The organism is Streptomyces sp. NPDC087845 (assembly GCF_044742755.1).
Lineage (GTDB): Bacteria > Actinomycetota > Actinomycetes > Streptomycetales > Streptomycetaceae > Streptomyces.
On the sequence record NZ_JBIUVC010000022.1, the window covers coordinates 69,213 to 86,815 of the forward strand.

The window sequence follows — 17,603 nt, forward strand, 5'->3', positions numbered from 1 at the left end:
CAACGATGGGCTCACAGGAGAGTTACCTGACCCATCGGACAGGCTCTGGTCAGTGTGCGAGCCGGGGTTCAGATGGCGGTGCGGCCGCCATCGACGGCGATGGTCGCGCCGGTGACGTAGCTGGCCTTCGACGAGGCGAGGAAAGCGACGACCTCGGCTACCTCGGCAGGCTCGGCCGCGCGCTTCATCGCTGTGGTTTCGGCGATCGCGTCGAACAGTTCGCGGGCCGCGCCCCGGGTGTAGACCGGGCCGGGGGCAACGGTGTTGAAGCGGATGCCACGGCCGCTGTACTCAGCCGTCCAGCTCTGCGTCAGTGATGCCAGCGCGGCCTTGGTCGCGCCGTACGCGGCAGCGTTGGCCAAGCCGAGGCTGCCGGCCATGCTGCCGATGTTGATCACGCTGCCCGATCCCTTCGCCGCCATCGCCGGAGCGAAGGCGGCCACGAGGAAGAACGGCGCGCGGACGTTGCCGGCGAACATCGTGTCGTAGTCGGAGACCTTCATGTCCTCGGTCGGTGCCCAGACGGCTCGTCCGGCGTTGTTGACCAGGACGTCGATCTCGCCGACCTCCGCGGCGAGCCGGTCGATGCCGACCGGGTCCTCCAGGTCTGCCGCGACGAATCGGGCGTGGCCGCCGGCTGCGGTGATCTCATCGACGGTCTCGGCGCCGCGCTGGGCGTTGCGGCCGGCCACGACGACGGACATTCCGTCGGCGGCCAGCCGCTCGGCAACCGCCCGGCCGATGCCGGACGTGGCCCCGGTGACCAGGGCAGTGAGGGGGTGCGGGTCGAGGCTTGCGCGCTCCGCAGACATGGGATGCACCTTTCGGCTGGTCGGGGCAGCGCACGCCCGACAGGCGGGTGAACCACGATGCGCGTCCCCCTGGGTCCTACGTTCCACTGTCCCTGCCATTGCAGGCTCCAGCACCTGCGGCTACTCCGTTTCGGGGTGGTGCCGCACAGTCGTCTCCACGGTCTTCTCGACCTCGTACCTTTTGGCCCTGGTAGCGGCCGGGCCGCCAGGATGCACACCGCCCCTCGCGCCATACCCGCCACTGTGCCGCCTGAGCGGCGGGCCTCCAGGCCCGCTCGGCCGGTGGCGGGAAGATCGACAGGTGTTCGAGGGGATTCTGCACCGGGTTCGGACAGGGGTGCAGTGGCGTGACCTGCGGGAACGGTTCGGCCCCTGGAAGACGGCCTCTGAGCGGCACCGGCTGTGGTCGGCCGATGGAGCCTGGGAACGGTTGCTTGAGGAAGTTCAGGCCGAAGCCGACGCGGCTGATGGAATCGATGGGGATATCGCGGTGGAATCGACGGAGGCATCGCGGTGGACTCGACGGGCCGTGCCGTCAGCACCTGCGTCGACGCGGTATCCGGCACAACGATTCCAGAGAAGACCGACAGCCGATGCCGCCTGTCTGCGCAAAGGATCACGCGGCGGACGGCCACCTGGTTTCGATGAAGAGCGGTACAAGAAATGCAACACCGTCGAACGGGCGATCAACCGACTCAAGCAGTCCGGAGTGGTGGCCAGCCGCTATGGCAAACGCGGCTACGTCTTCCTCGGCACCGCCACAACGGCAGCCCTGGCCATCTGGCTCCGCACGTGATGTGGGGTCTGTCGTCAGCCGGCGTCGCCGGGACGCTGATGCCCGCACGGGGCCCGGTTGCCGCACTTGTCGAAGACATCGGGCTCGTCCGGCGAACTCGCCGAGTTCACCCAGACCGTGATGCCCTGGTCATGGACCACCACGTTGAACTGGGACTCCTCGGGCTCGGTCCCGGTCACGTCGGCGAACTCCTCGCCCGGACGCATCCAGTGGTCAGTTCCCCACGGCTCGACCCAGAGGCAGAGCATGCTGCCCGTTTGGTTAGTCACGCTGGTCTTGGACATGTGGGCACTCCAACGAGCAGCTTGATCGACCGGACGAGTCCTCATCGGAACGCACACTGATCCTGAGTCAGGTCGCGGCGGAGTGATGTGGCAGAACCCAAGTACCAAGATCAGTTTCGGCGCCATTTCTCGCAGGGGCAAGAGGTCAGACAGGCCCATGATGCTGCGCACCACCGAGGCGGTAGCAGGCTTGCTGCTTCGTTTCCCTGAACTGAGTGCAGACCGCAGCCCCGTTGGGCGGCTTCGGTTCACCGGGCTGGCCGCGGTGTCCCCGCAGTGTTTCCACCGCGACACCGGGCGTCCGCCTGTTCCCGCCCGTCCAGGGGTACCGCTTCCATTCGCCCGGCCTTCGTTGCACGGCCCGGTTTCCTTGCACGGCCACCGGGCCGAGCAGGCGTGTCCCTTCCTCCCGGAGACCTCATCCACATCGTGGCTGGAGCTTGACCAGACGGCGCCACCCGGTCAACTCATTGGCGACCCGCGCTCAACCACCGTGGTCACAACAGCCCTCCTCGTCCACCAAGTCACAGGCTCGTGAGGAGACCGTCGAGCGGCGTTGGTACCTGTTCGGGGTCGAGGGCCTCGACCAGGAGGCGGCCGTAGCGGATCTTGCGGCCTTTCTTCGTGCCGAGGAAGCGCCGCAACTGCTGCTGCCTGGGGCGACCGTGCTGTGCGGGCTGGTGCAGGAAGGTCTGCCAGGCGCGTAGGTCGCCCTCGGTCCGGACGATCTCCTCGACCCTTGCCGTGCCGAGCGCGCGGATGAGCTCGTCCTCCAGGTCTGCCGCGCACACGAAGATGTCCCGGCGTGGCGCCTGCGCCCGCTGCAGGCCGCGGTCGAAGAAGCGCTGCTCGCGCTCGTCGCACAGTCCTGCCAGGCGCAGGCCGAGACCGGGTGGCCCGAGGAGGCCGGCGTAGCGGCCGACGCTCATCGCCCCGCCCATCGACACCACGCACACCCCCTCGGCGGCCAGGTCCCGGCCACGTCGTGCGGCCAGCGCTTCAACGGCCGCGAGGTCGCTCGGCCCTTCCAGCAGCACCGCCGTCCGTACCCCCAGCCGCACAGCCAGATCACTCGCCGACCCGCCAGGGCCGCCGCTCGCCCAGTCGCTGACCGCGTCCTGGAAATCCTGCATCCTCGCCATGGAGTGAGTCTGCACTTCCACCGACAGCACGGCACGGGATTATTCGACGGCCCCGCTCGGCATGGCCGACGCCTCGTCACCTGAGCAGCCATCACCCCGAAAATCAAAGGCACTTGGGATGGGCGAGGAGACGTACCGGCAGTTGGAGAAGACCGGACACCGGGGCCGCAGCAGCACGAGCTGCTTCGACCGGCACCAGGACCGCTGCATTGCGTGGGCGGAGTGGGCGCCGCCTGCCTTTGGCGCAAACCTCGATCGGCTGCGCGCGGCCGAGCAGCACACTCACGGGTGCTGGGAGGCAGAAGAGGCCCGATTTGCGGCGCTCCTGAGACCGGAGCTCCGCGCAGGTCGATCCCGTGACAACCACAGCTTGCCGGCCCCGCGACATCATGCCTCCGAGGTCAGTAGCGGCCACATGGTCGTGGAGCGCGCCGCGACCGACGGCCCGGGCGAGGCCCGCGATGTACCTTCCGCGGATCATTCGCGACGGCTACCCGGAGTGGGGGCTGCCCTCCTACGACCCTGCGGCACCAGAGGGGACGAGCGCGCCGATCGACATCCCGAACGTTCCCGACGGTGTGGGCGAATCGGCGTGCGCGCGCTACGACCTGCTGTACCCGCCGATCTGCTCGACCGCGCCGGCTCTGCAACTGACGAACATCCTGTTCACAAACCTCAGCATCATGCAGCCCGTGAGCCTGAGCTTCTCCGCCACGGAGCCCGTTTTCACGGCCGTGGTCAGCGTCGGCACCGTCACCCAGCCGTTCACCCTCAATACGAACGACCTCTCCAAGTCGACTACCTCTTCCAGATCGGCTGTTGCGAGCCCGTCTCGCTCGACTCGCGCGACTGCAGCGAAGAGCACTGGGCCGCCAAGGCCAGTGGGAGGTTCGTCGCCCGGGCACACACGGCGCGACCGTCCCCCTCATCGTTCAGCTGAACGCGAGCGAGCCCGGGCCCATGACGATCAATGTGCTCGGTGTCGGCCTCACGGTCGACCCCAAGGCGGTCACCGTCGACTTCGACGTCGGCGATGAGCCGCGGTGGGTCAGGCAACTCGCCCAGATCGCGGTGAACGAGGGAGTCGGCAACGGGGGTCTGGTGAACGGCATGCGGACGTTCCTGAACCAGCCCGACGTGATCGAGAACATCGAGACGTTCGCCAACGAGGCACTCAAGAACATCCTGGCCGAGATGCCCGGCAGTGGTCACACACCCCTACGACCGGGCGCGCTCGCTGGTGGCGGCGGAGGTCGCGGCCCTCGACGCACGGCTTGAGGACCTCCTCGAGAAACAGCGCTCCTACGTGTCCGACGCCGAGTTGGCGTTCTACCGCGGCGGCAAGCGTCTGCGTCCGTTACTGCTCCTGCTCAGCGCGCACGTCGTCGCACGCGCCCCGGTTGAGGTGCTGCCCGAGAAGGCCGTGGCGGCCGCGGCGTCGCTGGAGCTCGCGCACGTCGGGTCGCTCATTCACGACGACATCGTCGACCGGGCGCCCACGCGTCGCGGCATGCCCACGGTGAGCGCCTCCCGCGGCTACGAACTGGCGCTGATCATCGGCGACCTGCAGTGGGTGCAGGCCACCCGGACCATGTCGGCCCACGTGGAGACCCGCGAGGACATCGCCCTCATGCGCGACTTCCTCGCCTCGGGCGAGGAGATGTGCCGCGGCCAGCTCGACGAGATGCTGGCGGCGGGGCCGGGTGACCGCTCCGAACTCGTGCGCCGCTACTTCCGGACCGTCGACCGGAAGACCGGGCGGCTCGTCGCCTTCGCGTGTGAAAGCGGCGCGCGCCTGGTCGGCGGGCTGCCTTCGGTGGTGGGCGGCCTGCGGCGCTTCGGCGGGTGGCTCGACCGGGCCTTCCAGGTCGTCGACGACGTCCTGGACGTCGTACGGCCCGAGTCGGCCGCCGGCAAGGAGCCGCTCACGGACCTGCGGCAGGGCCGCCTCTCCCTGCCGCTGCTCTACACCCTCGACGACCTGCCCGGCGACCACCCGCTCCACAAGATCACCGACGGACGGCCGCTGTCCGAGGACGAGCTGGAGGACGGCATCCGGCTCGTACGCCACGGGAACGGCTGGGTCCGCGCGCTTGGGGACGCGCGCGCGATCGTCACCACCGCCCGGGCCGAACTCGGCCTGCTGCCCGGCGGCCCGCACCGCGACGCGCTCGACGCGCTGGCCGCCCACCTCGTCGACCAGCCGTTCCTGGACTCCTACGGCACCGCGACCGCCTGCTCGTCCGAGAAAGGACACCCCCGGTCACCACAGCGGTCATCCCGGAAAGGTCGCGGTCGGCCACGATGTCCTCGGTGGGGGTGGCAGCGGAGAAAGGGGAGCCGAGCGGCTGCTGATCAGTAATGGTCACGCCCCTGACGCTACGATCTGAAGCGAGGTCTAGATCAAGTCCAGGAGTGAGCGGCATGACGGCCACCGAAGATGCCTCGCAGTCGCTGAGCATCGGCGAGGTGGCCGAACGAACCGGACTGAGCGTGCACGGCCTGCGCTTCTACGAGCGCGAGGGCCTGCTGGTCGGGCCGGTCCAGCGCACGTCGGGTGGCAGGCGGCGCTACACATCCTTCGATGTCGACTGGCTGCTGATCTGCGTCAAGCTCCGTGAATCCGGTATGCCGCTGGCTGACCTCAAGCACTTCGCGCAACTGGTTCGGCAAGGTTCGGGCAACAAGGCAGAACGCTTGCGACTGCTCGATGCCCATCGACAGCGCGTCGACGCACAGATCCAGGCGCTGGAGGAGTGCCGATCCGTCATCGCCTGGAAGGCCGGCGTTTACGCCGAGCATCTCGCCCGCGGCAAGGCCGGCGGGCTCTGGGACCGGACAGCCTGAGGCAAAGCCTGGACAGCCGCGTCGTGTGCGCTGTGCCGGCGATGGCGCGACAAGCCATGGCTCCACCGCTTCAAGCGTCCTCCTTACCGAAGCGTCAACGACGTTCTGTCCCGCAACAATTGCACACGAATGAGCCGATCGGAGGTCCGGCGGCGGAGAGTACCCCCTGGCCCCAGGATCACCCACGCATTCCGTAGGGTCTGCTGTCCGGCGGACCTACGGCCCCCCTGGTTCGTCCCTGACTCGCCCCGGAACGGCCCCTGACAACGGCACCGGGCGGCCGACAGTGCGCCTAGCGTGCTCAAGGAGTCCCGGCCGGGTCTGCACATTTCTTGAGCACGTCCCTCACGCCCAGTCTCGTCAGGAGGATGAAGCATGCCGTTCAGAGGCAGGTCCGCGTTACGGCGCGCCGCCGTACGGAGCACGGCCATGGTCGCGGGAACCGCCATCGCCACCGTCGCCGGTTTCGCCACCGCACCCATCGTGAACGCGGCGCCGGTGGCCGCCAGAGCCCTGCAGTGGGCTCCCTGTGACGACCCGGACAACCCGGGCGCCGAGTGCGCCACCCTCACGGTGCCGATCGACTGGGCCCACCCGGACGGGCCGACGTTCGGCCTGTCCGTGGCCCGCCGCCAGGCCACCGACCCCGGTGCACGCGTCGGCTTGATGGTGTTCGGTCCCGGGGGTCCCGGCGACTCCGGGGTGGTACGGGTGGTGAGCGGCATCAGCCGGTTCAGTCCCGAGATCCGCCGCAGGTTCGACATCGTCAGCTTCGACCCGCGTGGCGTGGGCCGCAGCAACCCGGTGGCCTGCTCCAACGACCTGCTCGCCCAGCGGCCGTCACCGGAGCTGGCAAGCCAAGCGGACTTCGACGCCACTCTGGCCTACAACAAGCGGCTCCGCGCCGACTGCCGGGCACGCACCGGCCCGGTGTTCGACCACCTTGACACCGCCCAGACGGTCCAGGACTTGGACGCCCTGCGGGCCGCCCTCGGCGAGGCCGAACTGACCTTCCACGGCAGCTCGTACGGCACACTGCTCGGGGCGGAGTACGCCGAGGACCATCCGCACCGGGTCCGGGCGATGGTGCTGGAGAGCGTGATGGACCACAGCGTTTCCACCACCCGTGAGTTCCTGCGGTCCGAGGCGACCGCTGCACAGGACTCCTTCGACGAGTTCGTGAAATGGTGCGCCGGCGGCTCGACCTGCGCACTGCACGGTCGCGACGTCCGCGCGGTCTGGCAGGGGCTGCTGACCCGGGCCCAACGCGGCGAGCTGGAAAACCCCGCCAAGCCGGGAACCCCCCTCTCGTCAGCGGATCTGGTCAACAAGATCGCCTTCGGGAAGTTCTACGTCGTCGACTACGCAGGCCTGGCGAAGGACATCGCCGGGATGGCGTCGAGCAGCCCGCTCCCCGCCTCGCCCACCTCGGTAGCGCCGCTTCCGCCGACGACCCCCGTCTTCTGCGCAGACTGGCACCTGCCGGTGCACGACTACCAGGAATACGCCTCACTCGTCGGCGTGATGAACAAGACCGCACCCGACCTGCCCTCCCTGCTGCCCATCCAGATGACAGCGGCGTGCCTGGGCGCGCCGACCGCTAACCCGCAGCATCCCCTGGCGGCCCGCGGCGCCCCGCCGATCCTGGTGTCCAACGCACTCCACGACCCCGCAACCGGCTACCCCTGGGCGGTCTCGGTGGCCCGGCAACTCGGCCGCAGCGGCGCGCTCCTTACCTACGAGGGCCAGGGCCACGGCAGCGTCACCAGCGGCCCCTGCATGGAGCACGCCGTCGACGGCTATCTGACCGACCTGACAGTGCCACCACGCGGCACCAGGTGCCCGGCCGTGCCGTTCTGAGCGGGCCGGCCTCCCGGCAACCCCGGCGGACGACGTGGACCGGCGGGCTGGAGCGCCGAGTAGCCGGGGGAATCTCATCCCCCGGCTACTCGGCACACCAGAGGGCCTCCCGATGCTCGTATGGCTTCAGTACCCACGAGTTGTTCAGGAGGCCCTGCTTTCGTGCACCAGCCACGCAGGCTCCCCCGAACGAGACTTCAGTTCGACCCGCAACCCCAAGGCCGGTATGAAGACAGCTCTTTATGCGCTTCCTGGTCCTCTGTGCAGTGCGGGTGGTGTGCCAACTTGGTCGTCGGGCAGCAGCTGGCAGGTCGCTGGAGGGCTGCGGCGTCCCGAAGGTGCTGTCGAAGGTGAGGGAGAGGTATCCGGCGATGAGGCGGTGGGGGAGGTGGTTCCGGCGTGTGAGTAGGAGTCTGTGACGCTCCATCCGCGCCAGGTGAGTTCTTGGGCGACGCGCAGCCCGTGGGTGTTTCCGACGGCCTTCCTGTGCTGAAGCTCGGCGTGCAGTCGACCGGGGCTGCGACCACGACAAGTACCGCCGCCTCGTCTGGGGTATCCGGAGTGAAGCCGCTGATCGCCCGCCGCAGCATCGAGCAAGGCTCCGGCCGGGGCGCTCAACGGCGTTTCGTGGAGCGTGCGTTCGTCCATCTGCGGTGGTTCCGCCGGCTGCGGAACCGCTGGGAGGTACGCGACGACATCCACGAAGCATCCCTCGCCCTCGGATGCGCGACCACCTGCTGGCGTCGACTGCACGCTCTGCCGAGTGAGGGCTGGCTAGCCCTCCCGCGCCCACGGCCGCAGCTTCTCCGGGTTTCGGACCACCCAGATCCGGGTGACGCGCCCGTCGGAGACGTCGAACGAGGCTACGGTCATGACGACGCCGGCACGCTGGGCCACCAGGCCCGGTACACCGTTGACCGACCGCTCCAGGAGTTCGAGCCCAGGAGCCTTGTCGGCAATGGCGACCATGTACTGGGCGATGCGCGCGCCGCCCTCGACCGGGCGCAGGACGGTGCCGACCATGCCGCCGCCGTCGGAGGTCATCACGGCGGCCGGGTTGAGAAGACCGACGAGGGCTGCGATGTCCTTGGTCTCCCACGCCTCTTTGACGTGCCTCACCACGTCGGCCCGGCCGGTCGCCGTCACCGGAGCGCGCGCGACGCCCACCCGCCGCCGGGCGGAGGCCGCCAGCTGCTTGCAGGCCGCAGGGGTCCGGTCGAGAACGTCGGCGATCTCGGCGAACGGGTACCGGAAGACGTCGTGCAGGACGAACGCCACCCGCTCGGCGGGCGTCATCGACTCCAGGACGACGAGGAAGGCCATGGCCACCGACTCGTCCAGGACGATCTGGTCGGCGGGGTCTGCAGGGCCGGTGGGGTCGGCGCCGCCCGCGTGGTCCCACTCGGTGCGGTTGGGCAGCGGCTCGGGCAGCCACGCGCCGACATAGCGTTCGCGGCGGGCCCGCGCCGAGCCGAGCAGGTCCAGGCAGATGCGGCTGGTCACCGTCGTCAGCCAGGCGCCGGGGGACAGGATCTCCTTCTGCCGGCTTCGTGGCAGCCCGTACCAGCGTGCGTAGGCATCCTGTACGGCGTCCTCGGCCTCGGTCACCGAACCGAGCAACCGGTAGGCGACATTGATGAGTTGGCGCCGCTCGCCGGCTATCTCCTCTGCGCTGGTCCCGACAGTCCCCATGCTTCCGGCCGCCCCCTCGCCTTACCTTTCGCAGGCCCGTGTCGTCGGGCTGGTGAGACCTTATCGATCTACTGCCCGAGGGCGGAAAAGGGGACTGTGACATGGACACTCAGGTGACGGCGACAGTGACGGCGACCGCACAGCGGAGCTCCTCGTTCCTTCAGGTCGCGATCGCCCTGCAGACCCTGACCATCTTCCTTCAGGCGGTCTCCGCCGGACTGCTGCTGACCTCGTCCTACGGACAGACGCTGCACAGTGCCGGAGCCCGTGTGATGTACGGGGCGTCGATGCTGTACGTACTCGCGGCGGTGCTGGCGTGGAAGCCGGGCGGCGGCTCGCCCCGGCCTGTCTGGCACGCGTCAGGTTTCCTCGTACTCGCCTCGGTCCAGGTCGTGCTCGGCATCGCGCACGTCCCGTCGGTCCACCTTCCCCTGGGTGTCTTGATGTTCGGCCTGAGTGTGCTGGCGCTGGCCCGGCGCTAAGGTCCGATACGGGGCCCGCCGGGTGACGGCGTGTTGCGTAGGCAGGTGCGGATCCTGCGGAGCCGTAGCCTTTGTCGCCGAAGATGTGGTCGGGTCGGGTCGGGTCGGGTCGGGTCGGGTCGAGTGCGTGGGCGGCCGGGGCCGGTGCGCGCGATGTGGATCGTGTCCATGACTTGCTCGAAGCGTGTGGAGTCGTTGACGTTGCCGCCGGTGAGGACGAATCCGAGAGGCTGGTCCCGCCAGGCTCCGGCGCGTATGGCAGTTGCCAGTCCGAGTGATCAAGTACGACGAGTCGTTCGACCTCCGAGGTCAAAGGATCAAGCTAGGCCGTTTCGTTTGGCTCACCTCGCGGTGTCCTGCGTTTGCGAGTGAGGGGGCTCTGCGGCTACAGGCAGTGCTGTCGCCGCGGAACTGAAAGTTCCGCATGTTCAGCCGGTGACCTACGGCATCACGCCGGCGCGGGTGCAGCGGGGTCTGACGCTTCGCGAGACGTCGGAACGCCTCAGCGTCGGCTTCGATCCCGATGCCGGCCTTCCCGAGCTCCGACCTGCGGACGCCCATCCGACCGTGAGGGATCGCATTGAATCCGCGAGCGCACCGATCCTCCCGCCGCCGTCACGAGTCCGTCGGCCCAACCGCCCATGTGAGACCGCCTACTTCATCGGTCGCCGTGGACTCATCCTTTTCCATGGAGCTCGACAGCGAGCGCCCTGACCGGCGCTCAGTCAGGGGGCAGCTGCGGTGACCGAGGCTCTTGTGCCTCCACGAAAATCAGAACGGGTCATCCGATCGAGTGGTGAGAGGCCGGAAAGAGCGGGCGTTCGTCGAGAATGGTGTCGGGGGCGCTGACAGCGGGGCTCGGAAAGGGGCCGACGGTGGCTGATCGACGTGTGAGTGTCCTGGTGTCCTCGGCGGCTTTCGCTGTCCGTCTTGCCTGGCTGGCAGACCGGCGGGCGCTGGTCCATGTGGTCCTGGTGCAGGTTCTCCTGGCGGGCGCGGTGGCCGGAGGGCTGGTTGTGGTGCAGACGGTGTTCGGGTCGGTGCTGGCGCACGGTCCTGCGGCAGCCGGGCGGTCACCCCTGCTGGTGCCGGCTGTCATCGTGCTGCTGGTGGCGGGCGCCGCGGCCGGTGCCCTGCGGCTGTCCGGGGCGGCGCGGATGGCGGTGCTGACGGTGAAAGTGGACCGGCTGGTGGCGGGGATGGTGCTCCAGGCCGCGGTAGCGGCCGAGCTGCCCCGGTTCGAGGAGCCCGGCTTCCACGATGGTCTGCAGCGTGCGGTGTTCGCCTCGCGTCGCCAGCCCGCCATGGCCGTCGTCCTCCTCGTCACCGCTTTCCAGGCGGCCTTGACCGTGGCGGCGGTGGGGGGAGCGTTCGTGGTCATGGCGTGGTGGCTGCTCCCGCTCGTGCTGCTCAGCGCCCTTCCCGCGATCAGGGCAGCGGGCAACGAGCGCAGCGCCCACCACGACCTGCACCACGGGCTGTCGGAGAACCGGCGGCTGCGGGAGTATCTCGAGCAGCTGCTCACCGGCCGTAGTGAGGCCAAGGAGATCCGGGCTCTGGACCTGGGGGCAGTGCTGACCGGGCGCTGGCAGGACCAGTACGCGCGCGAGGTTCAGGACACCGAGGCTTTGCTGAAGGCTCATGCGCGGCGCCGGATGGCCGCCCAGGCCACCGGAGGGGCGTTGACCTGTCTGGCGGTTGGAGGCCTGTGGTGGATGGCCGGTAATCATCTGCTGCCCCTGTCGGTGGCCGGGACGGCCGTGGCGGGAGTGTGGCTGCTCTCGGTACGGCTCAACGCGTTCGCGGGCATGCTCACCGGTATCGGTGAGAATCTGCTGCGTCTTACCGATCTGAGGAGCTTCACCACCTCGGCCCCCGGCATCCCGGCAGCGGCGACAGCACTGACCTGCGGGCAGAGGCCGTCGACGGGGACGGAGCTGGGGCCGTTGCGCGCTGAGCGCCTGAGCTATACCTATCCCGGCGCGGACAGCCCAGCGGTGAGGGAAGTGAGTCTGGAGGTGAAGCCGGGGCAGCTCGTGGCTCTCGTGGGGGTGAACGGGTCGGGCAAGACGACGCTCGCCAATCTCCTGGCCGGGCTCTACCCGCCGGACAGCGGCCGCCTGCTGCACGACGGGGTCCCGGTCACGGACCTCAGGGCCCATCGAGCGCGGACCGCGGTGGTCTTCCAGGACTTCACCCGCTACAAGTTCCCGGCCCTGGACAACGTCGCCTTCGGCCGCCCCCACGGCACCGCCGACCCTCACCGTGTACGGGAAGCGGCACGGCAGGCCGGCGCACTGGACTTCCTCCAAGAGCTCCCGGACAGCCTGCACACCCCGCTGGGCAAGGAATTCACCGGGGGCGCGGACCTGTCCGGCGGGCAGTGGCAACGCCTGGCCCTGGCCCGCGCCTTCTACCGCGACGCTCCCTTCGTCATCCTCGACGAACCCACCGCGGCCCTCGACGCGCACGCGGAGGACCAGCTCTTCACCCGCCTCCGCCAGCTCTTCACCGGCCGCACGGTGGTACTGATCTCTCACCGGCTGCGCAGCGTCCGCCACGCCGACCGCATCTACGTCCTGCAGGCCGGCCGCGTCGTCGAAGAGGGCAGCCACGACACCCTGCTGCGAGCGGACGCCCACTACGCGGCCCTCTTCCACACCCAGGCCAGCGCCTACCACGACACCAACACCCCGTGACTCATCGGGAACCGCCGCCCACATCCCGCGATCAGCTCGTCGGCCTTCCCTCACTGTTTGTGACAGGTTCAGTTGACTCCGCATCGGCCAGGACCGGCATTCGTTCCGACCCCGCCCCCGGCAGAGAGCCGACCATGGGCCTGGCGAGGGACGGCCGCCTCCAGCTGCGCCTTTCTCTGTGACCTGTCCATCCGCCGTGTTCGCCGGTCGAACATCCGATGGCGCCCACTTCGATGCCGGCGGGGGCTCAATTCACCTGTCACAGACACATAGCCTTGCTTCATACGTGTGGGTGATACACACAGAGTCGCCGATCGTGCACTCTTTACGCATGGTCACCTACCTGCAAGAGACGCGTCCCCTCACCCCCGACACAGAGATGATCGCGGAGATCGAAGAGATCTTCACCGACGCCTTCATCGCCCCCAGCGCCTGCCGGATCCAGGGAGAAGGCTGCACCGGATCCGTCGGCTGCTGCCCCGGGCTCGTGTGTGTGTCCACCAACGGCTTCAGCGGCTTCTGTCAGCAGCCGTAGTCATGCTGCAACCGGGAGTGGTCGTGGCTGAGCTGGGCAGTGGCGGGGTCCTGGTGGACACCGGCAGGCCCGCCGCGGCCTACCTCAGTCCGACCGCCCTCGGCTGGCTCCGCGGCCGGCCCCCCGCCGCCGAACACCACGCCCAGCACACCCACTGCTTCACCCAGTGGCGGGCCGTCGGCCTCATCACACCGGATACCGAATCCGCCGAACCCGCGGTGCACGGCGACCTGCAGGCGCAGGCCACCGACTGCGCCGCGCTGGCGCCGCACCCGGTGCTCGTGGTGGCGATGGCCGCCACCTGCAGCTTCTGCACCCAGCTGACCGCCGATCTCACGGCGAACGCCCCCAGCCTGACGCGCCTCGACGCCTCCGTGCTCCTGGTCGACGGTGACGACACCCGCCTGCTCGGCCGGCCCCTGGCCGAACCCGCACACCAGCACCTGACCCGCCTCGGCCAACGCGCGGCGCACCAAGGCACGCCCACCGCCATGCTCCTGGCCCCCGGCCGGCCACCCCGGGTACTCACCGGTTTCAACGAGGTCAGCCACGCCCTGGTCGAACTCACTGGCGCGGACCCGCAGGCCACCGTCGTCGAGGCGCCCACCAGTTGTTCGGTGAACGTCGCGGCCCAGCCTGTCGACGCGGTCCTCACCGCCCAGGTCAACGGCACCCGTCTGGGCATCGCGGTGCGCGGTCACGAATGCCTCCAGATCGCCAAATCCGCCACCGGCGGTCTCTGCGACACCGGCTACACGCCCGTCACCCTCACCGTCGAACGCCCCGACACCTTCTACCTCCTCTTCCGCGGCGGCGAACTCCTCACCCGGGCCCGCACCCCCATCGCCCTGCAGCAGAGCCTCGACGCAGTCCTCGCCGGCTACGCACGCCATGCGTCGCCGGAACGGGGCGCGATCCCGCTGCTGTGCGGGGCCGCCGTGCACGACGGAGGGCATGCCGTCCTCTTTCCCCGCACCTGGATGTCCGACCTCGTCAAGCGCGCCCGCCAGCTGGACCAGGCCGGCTGGCGGCTGCCGCCCGAGCCCTACACCACACTGCGGACCGCCCCCGCCACCGGTGCCCTCCACCTGCCCGATCCGGCCCGGCCCGGGCAACCCGGCCCGGCCGTCTCCGCGGTCCTGACCGAACCGCCCCACACCGGCTCTCCATCCACACGGGCTTGGCTGCTGGCATCCATCGTCAACTGGATCGCCCGCCCGGCCACCACCGACGCCATTCACACACTGGCCACATCCCTGGAAGCCCTGCCCGTCCACACCGGCACATGGGAAGAAGCCCTCACCCACCTGACACACCCTCACACCCCCGAAGACGACCCGTACAGCAGGCACAACCCCTCCGGCAGCCGGAAGGAGTAGCCGACGCGGCGCTCCCTGGCCACACCCCGAACAGCGGCGACGGTTCAGGCCGCTTGATCAGGCCGAGAACGCCGCGCGCCCTGAACCGGCTGGTGGCGGAACCCCCGGGCGTACAGCGCCCCGGGGCCTCCGCCGTGCGGAGCCGGTCAAGGGCAAAAAGACGCCCGGGCCGATGGCGGGTCTGGCCCGGCACGGGAGGGGGCAGAAGGCGCCGACGCTACGGGATCTTGCCCGCTATGCGGCTCCGAGAACCTCCAACCGCGGAACGAGGCCCCCGGCCGACTGCCTGCTGCGGACGAGCGGTGGGTGTTCGAGGTCGAAGCGGACGGCCGGCGCGCCATGGTCTACCTGCCCGGTGACGGCACCGTGCTCCTGCGGGCCCGGTCCGGCGCGAACATCACCCCCGCCTACCCGGAACGGGCCGCGCTGAGCCCTGCCCTCGGCCGTCCCTCGGTCCTGGACGGTGAGATCACCGCCCTCGGCCCGAGGGGCGTAGCGACTTCGAGCGGATCCAGGGCCGGATGGGGACTGGCCGGCTCCCCTGGGAAGGCGGCCCGCATTGCGGCGTCGGTGCCCGTTCATCTGGTCCTTTTCGATGCTGTCTACCTGGGACAGGACTCCTTGGTCCGAAAGCCGTACACCGAGCGTCGTGCCGTGCTGGAGAGCCCCGGCCTGGACGGGCCGTACTGGTCGGGGCCCGCGGCCACCATCGGGCACGGGCCGCAGGCCCTGGAGAGGACCCGGACCGCTGGTCTGGAAGGGCTGGTCGCGAAGCGGCTCACCTCCCTCTACGAGCCCGGTGCCCGCTCCCGTGCGTGGTCTGTCAACTGCACTGACTCGGAGACCCGCTCGATCCGGGGGGTCAGGATTCGTGACCACGCGAACGTGCATGAGACTTCTTCGCTGCATCGAGATCTGATTGACGGGCGGTTCGGCTACCTCGGGGCGGGGCTGTGGCCGCGGGCACGCTGCCGTCGCTGGTGGTGGGCGCCGCAGGCCATGAAGGCGAGCCGGTCAGCGTCTACCTGCGGGATCGGATGCTCGGCGACGCCAGTACGGCGACCTGCCGGAGCTTCGGCTACGACCTGCTGAGGCGGTACCGGGTGCTTCTCTGCACCATGTCGAACGGAACCAGCAGCCGAGGTGGTGCCGGCGCACGATCGAACCCCCGCGACCAGGTGCAGGGGGAGGTGCTCGCTCTGCGTGGGTGTGTCTGACTTGTCGATTGCCGGGGCCACCCGCATTTCGGGGTGTGTGGCAGGCCCGCCTCCAGGGAGCCCCGAGATGTGGCGGCGCTCCCCGGACTGCGGTCCCTGCCCCAGAACTGGGGCGATGCTCTCGCGCTGAGGCTGCTGGTCTGTCAGGAGATGGAGCGACCAAGGTAGGCGGCCAGACGGTCGAGTGCGCTCGCGTCTTCGGGCACCGACTGTGGCTGAGCGAAGGATCCGGCGGTGGTTCGGGGCAGGTCACCGTAGATCTCCCGTACGATCGGAAGGGCCGACTCGGCAAGATCCGGGACGAAGTCGTGGGGGCGTCCGATGGCTCGGGCCAGGTCCCAGCCGTGGACCAGCATCTCGATCACCAGCTGCTCGACCAGCCGTATCCCCGGTGCCGGCCCGTACCTCTGCTTGAGCATGCCCGGTCGGCCGAAGGCGCTCAGTGCGTCCCGCGAGGCGGTACGGAACGCCTCGACATGGTCGTCGCCGAGGTGATCGGTGCTGAAGTCGGAGCGAGGATTGCCGTTGGCCAGGCCGGCCCACAGCAGGTTCTCCCAGACGAGATGGTTGAGCAAGGTGCGTACGTCCCAGTCGGCACATGGCGTCGGTCGGCCGAACTGGCCCGGGGCCACGGCAAAGATGAGGGCGCTGACGGCATCCAGGACCTTTTCGCAGGCGTTGAGTACGCCTGCCGGTTCCCATGCGTCGTCCCCGGCGTCGTACACCTCACCGAGTTTCGCGGCACGCGCACCGGGCGAGGGGTTGGATCGCAGCGCCGTCTTCAGCCATTGGCCGGCGGCAGCCATGCTCGGCCGCCTGGGCCGGCCGTTGACGACGCACAGCAGCTGCCAGTACCGCTCGACGTGTGTGTCGGAGGCGACGTCGAGCTGTTCCAGAAGCAGGCTCCGCGCCTGCGCATCGTCAACGAGCACCTTGGCCGTCGTAGACGCCTGTGTGGGAATCCAGGCCGCGACGATGGCGGCGACGACGGGGTCGGCCGCCGGCGAGTCCGGGGCGGTCCCCTCCTCCGTTGCTGTTTCCACCCGCCGCAGCCAGTCGTCGGCCGCGTGCTGGGCCTCCTGCAGCACGCCTTCGTCGTGCTCGCCCGGGTTGTGCTCGGCGGCATACCGGGCCATGCGGCGCATACCAGCGCGGAGAGCGGGGTCCCTTACAAGTTCGCCCAGTTCGAGCCACGCGTCCACCTGCTCGTCGGTGGGGTCGGCGGGAAGGTCCGGGGCCACCGCCAGCAGGCCCTGACGGTAGGTCGGAACATCCAGCTCCCCAAGGGTTTCCGTCACGAAGTCGTGGATGATGGTGCGGCGTTCGGCGGCGGACATGCGCGCCAGGTCGGTCATGGTGGTGAGTCCCTCGGTGGTGGTGTCTCGGCGGGTGACGGAGCGCAGCACGGCCTGCTGCGATCGCAGCGTGCGGATCTGCGCCTCCAGCGCATCGACGTGGGTCGCGGCCACCTCCGCCAAGGTGCGTTCGCGCTCCAGTACGTCCCGGATCGTCGCCAGGCCCAGGCCGAGATCCCGCAGTGTGCGTGCCAGTTGCAGACGGGCCACGGCTTCGGTGCCGTTGACCCGGTAGCCGGCGGAAGTCCGCTGAGCCGGGTGCACTACCCCGATGTCGGACCAGTGCCGGATGAGTTTCACTGTCAGCCCGGTCTTCCGCGAGACCTCTCCAATGCTCCAGAACGTGTCGTCACCGACGTGCATGCGCTCCACCCTTGGGTCTCCCACGGTGGGAGAGTCAACCAGCCGGGCCCTCGGCGTCCGCCGCGGCTCCGAACCGCACTTTCGTAGCACCGGATGACCGATCGGCCGACTGAAGCACAAAATCCGGCCGAGTGCCGGGC

Annotated in this window: 16 protein-coding genes; 10 read left to right on the forward strand and 6 right to left on the reverse strand. The window is 69.4% G+C overall.

Annotated elements, in window-relative coordinates; genetic code table 11:
- Window positions 1-68: 68 nt before the first annotated feature.
- The gene (locus tag ACIOMQ_RS36250) at window positions 69-812 is read right to left on the reverse strand and encodes an SDR family oxidoreductase (RefSeq protein WP_362208554.1); all 744 of its coding nucleotides are present in this window, start codon (window positions 810-812) and stop codon (window positions 69-71) included.
- A 241-nt stretch (window positions 813-1,053) separates the two neighbouring features.
- Here ACIOMQ_RS36250 and ACIOMQ_RS36255 point away from each other — a divergent pair, with 241 nt between their 5' ends.
- Window positions 1,054-1,608, forward strand: coding sequence for a transposase (locus ACIOMQ_RS36255; protein WP_402192048.1), 555 nt, complete (start codon window positions 1,054-1,056; stop codon window positions 1,606-1,608).
- A 14-nt stretch (window positions 1,609-1,622) separates the two neighbouring features.
- Here the strand turns inward: ACIOMQ_RS36255 and ACIOMQ_RS36260 are convergent, their stop codons facing one another.
- The 3 genes from ACIOMQ_RS36260 to ACIOMQ_RS36270 form a co-directional block, all read right to left on the reverse strand.
- Window positions 1,623-1,892, reverse strand: a complete 270-nt coding sequence (locus ACIOMQ_RS36260) for a hypothetical protein (protein ID WP_401759188.1) — start codon at window positions 1,890-1,892, stop codon at window positions 1,623-1,625.
- Between the two features lie 524 nt (window positions 1,893-2,416).
- Window positions 2,417-3,034 carry a TOPRIM nucleotidyl transferase/hydrolase domain-containing protein gene (locus tag ACIOMQ_RS36265; RefSeq protein WP_362208710.1) on the reverse strand — a complete coding sequence of 206 codons (618 nt, stop codon included), beginning with the start codon at window positions 3,032-3,034 and terminating at the stop codon, window positions 2,417-2,419.
- Window positions 3,035-3,635: 601 nt separating this feature from the next.
- A complete protein-coding gene (locus ACIOMQ_RS36270) occupies window positions 3,636-3,899 on the reverse strand; it encodes a hypothetical protein (protein ID WP_402192005.1) in 264 nt (87 codons plus the stop codon).
- A 95-nt stretch (window positions 3,900-3,994) separates the two neighbouring features.
- Here ACIOMQ_RS36270 and ACIOMQ_RS36275 point away from each other — a divergent pair, with 95 nt between their 5' ends.
- From ACIOMQ_RS36275 to ACIOMQ_RS36290, 4 genes are all read left to right on the forward strand, one after another.
- Window positions 3,995-4,312: a hypothetical protein gene (locus tag ACIOMQ_RS36275; RefSeq protein ID WP_402192007.1), complete on the forward strand. Its 318-nt coding sequence runs from the start codon at window positions 3,995-3,997 to the stop codon at window positions 4,310-4,312.
- Window positions 4,239-5,396 carry a polyprenyl synthetase family protein gene (locus ACIOMQ_RS36280; protein WP_402192009.1) on the forward strand — a complete coding sequence of 386 codons (1,158 nt, stop codon included), beginning with the start codon at window positions 4,239-4,241 and terminating at the stop codon, window positions 5,394-5,396. Before ACIOMQ_RS36275 ends, ACIOMQ_RS36280 begins: the two co-directional genes overlap by 74 nt.
- Before the next feature lie 62 nt (window positions 5,397-5,458).
- Complete coding sequence (locus ACIOMQ_RS36285; RefSeq protein ID WP_402192012.1) at window positions 5,459-5,881, forward strand: MerR family transcriptional regulator; 423 nt, start codon at window positions 5,459-5,461, stop codon at window positions 5,879-5,881.
- A 375-nt stretch (window positions 5,882-6,256) separates the two neighbouring features.
- On the forward strand, window positions 6,257-7,741 hold the full coding sequence (locus ACIOMQ_RS36290) for an alpha/beta hydrolase (protein WP_402192014.1): 1,485 nt from the start codon (window positions 6,257-6,259) through the stop codon (window positions 7,739-7,741).
- 774 nt (window positions 7,742-8,515) lie between these two features.
- On the opposite strand, the gene sigJ is transcribed toward ACIOMQ_RS36290, so the two are convergent.
- Window positions 8,516-9,433 carry an RNA polymerase sigma factor SigJ gene (gene sigJ / locus ACIOMQ_RS36295; RefSeq protein ID WP_362211619.1) on the reverse strand — a complete coding sequence of 306 codons (918 nt, stop codon included), beginning with the start codon at window positions 9,431-9,433 and terminating at the stop codon, window positions 8,516-8,518.
- Window positions 9,434-9,534: 101 nt separating this feature from the next.
- On the opposite strand from sigJ, the gene ACIOMQ_RS36300 reads away from it, so the two are divergent.
- From ACIOMQ_RS36300 to ACIOMQ_RS36320, 5 genes are all read left to right on the forward strand, one after another.
- Entirely contained in the window at window positions 9,535-9,915 is a 381-nt protein-coding gene (locus ACIOMQ_RS36300) for a hypothetical protein (protein ID WP_362211622.1), read from the forward strand.
- Window positions 9,916-10,790: 875 nt separating this feature from the next.
- Window positions 10,791-12,614 carry an ABC transporter ATP-binding protein gene (locus tag ACIOMQ_RS36305; RefSeq protein ID WP_362211625.1) on the forward strand — a complete coding sequence of 608 codons (1,824 nt, stop codon included), beginning with the start codon at window positions 10,791-10,793 and terminating at the stop codon, window positions 12,612-12,614.
- Between the two features lie 331 nt (window positions 12,615-12,945).
- Window positions 12,946-13,149 (forward strand): hypothetical protein, encoded by a 204-nt coding sequence (locus ACIOMQ_RS36310; RefSeq protein WP_362211628.1) that lies wholly within the window; start codon window positions 12,946-12,948, stop codon window positions 13,147-13,149.
- 23 nt (window positions 13,150-13,172) lie between these two features.
- Complete coding sequence (locus tag ACIOMQ_RS36315; RefSeq protein ID WP_402192016.1) at window positions 13,173-14,528, forward strand: hypothetical protein; 1,356 nt, start codon at window positions 13,173-13,175, stop codon at window positions 14,526-14,528.
- A 306-nt stretch (window positions 14,529-14,834) separates the two neighbouring features.
- Entirely contained in the window at window positions 14,835-15,620 is a 786-nt protein-coding gene (locus tag ACIOMQ_RS36320; RefSeq protein WP_402192018.1) for a hypothetical protein, read from the forward strand.
- Window positions 15,621-15,888: 268 nt separating this feature from the next.
- Here ACIOMQ_RS36320 and ACIOMQ_RS36325 read toward each other — a convergent pair whose 3' ends face one another.
- Window positions 15,889-17,463, reverse strand: a complete 1,575-nt coding sequence (locus ACIOMQ_RS36325) for a TIGR03086 family metal-binding protein (protein WP_402192021.1) — start codon at window positions 17,461-17,463, stop codon at window positions 15,889-15,891.
- Between the last annotated feature and the right edge of the window lie 140 nt (window positions 17,464-17,603).

Bases quoted from the DNA above. Each gene is read 5' to 3' on its own strand.
- ACIOMQ_RS36250 (WP_362208554.1), bottom strand. From the start codon at position 812: ATGTCTGCGGAGCGCGCAAGCCTCGACCCGCACCCCCTCACTGCCCTG.
- ACIOMQ_RS36260 (WP_401759188.1), bottom strand. From the start codon at position 1,892: ATGTCCAAGACCAGCGTGACTAACCAAACGGGCAGCATGCTCTGCCTC.
- ACIOMQ_RS36265 (WP_362208710.1), bottom strand. From the start codon at position 3,034: ATGGCGAGGATGCAGGATTTCCAGGACGCGGTCAGCGACTGGGCGAGC.
- ACIOMQ_RS36275 (WP_402192007.1), top strand. From the start codon at position 3,995: ATGACGATCAATGTGCTCGGTGTCGGCCTCACGGTCGACCCCAAGGCG.
- ACIOMQ_RS36285 (WP_402192012.1), top strand. From the start codon at position 5,459: ATGACGGCCACCGAAGATGCCTCGCAGTCGCTGAGCATCGGCGAGGTG.
- ACIOMQ_RS36290 (WP_402192014.1), top strand. From the start codon at position 6,257: ATGCCGTTCAGAGGCAGGTCCGCGTTACGGCGCGCCGCCGTACGGAGC.
- sigJ (WP_362211619.1), bottom strand. From the start codon at position 9,433: ATGGGGACTGTCGGGACCAGCGCAGAGGAGATAGCCGGCGAGCGGCGC.
- ACIOMQ_RS36300 (WP_362211622.1), top strand. From the start codon at position 9,535: ATGGACACTCAGGTGACGGCGACAGTGACGGCGACCGCACAGCGGAGC.
- ACIOMQ_RS36310 (WP_362211628.1), top strand. From the start codon at position 12,946: ATGGTCACCTACCTGCAAGAGACGCGTCCCCTCACCCCCGACACAGAG.
- ACIOMQ_RS36325 (WP_402192021.1), bottom strand. From the start codon at position 17,463: ATGCACGTCGGTGACGACACGTTCTGGAGCATTGGAGAGGTCTCGCGG.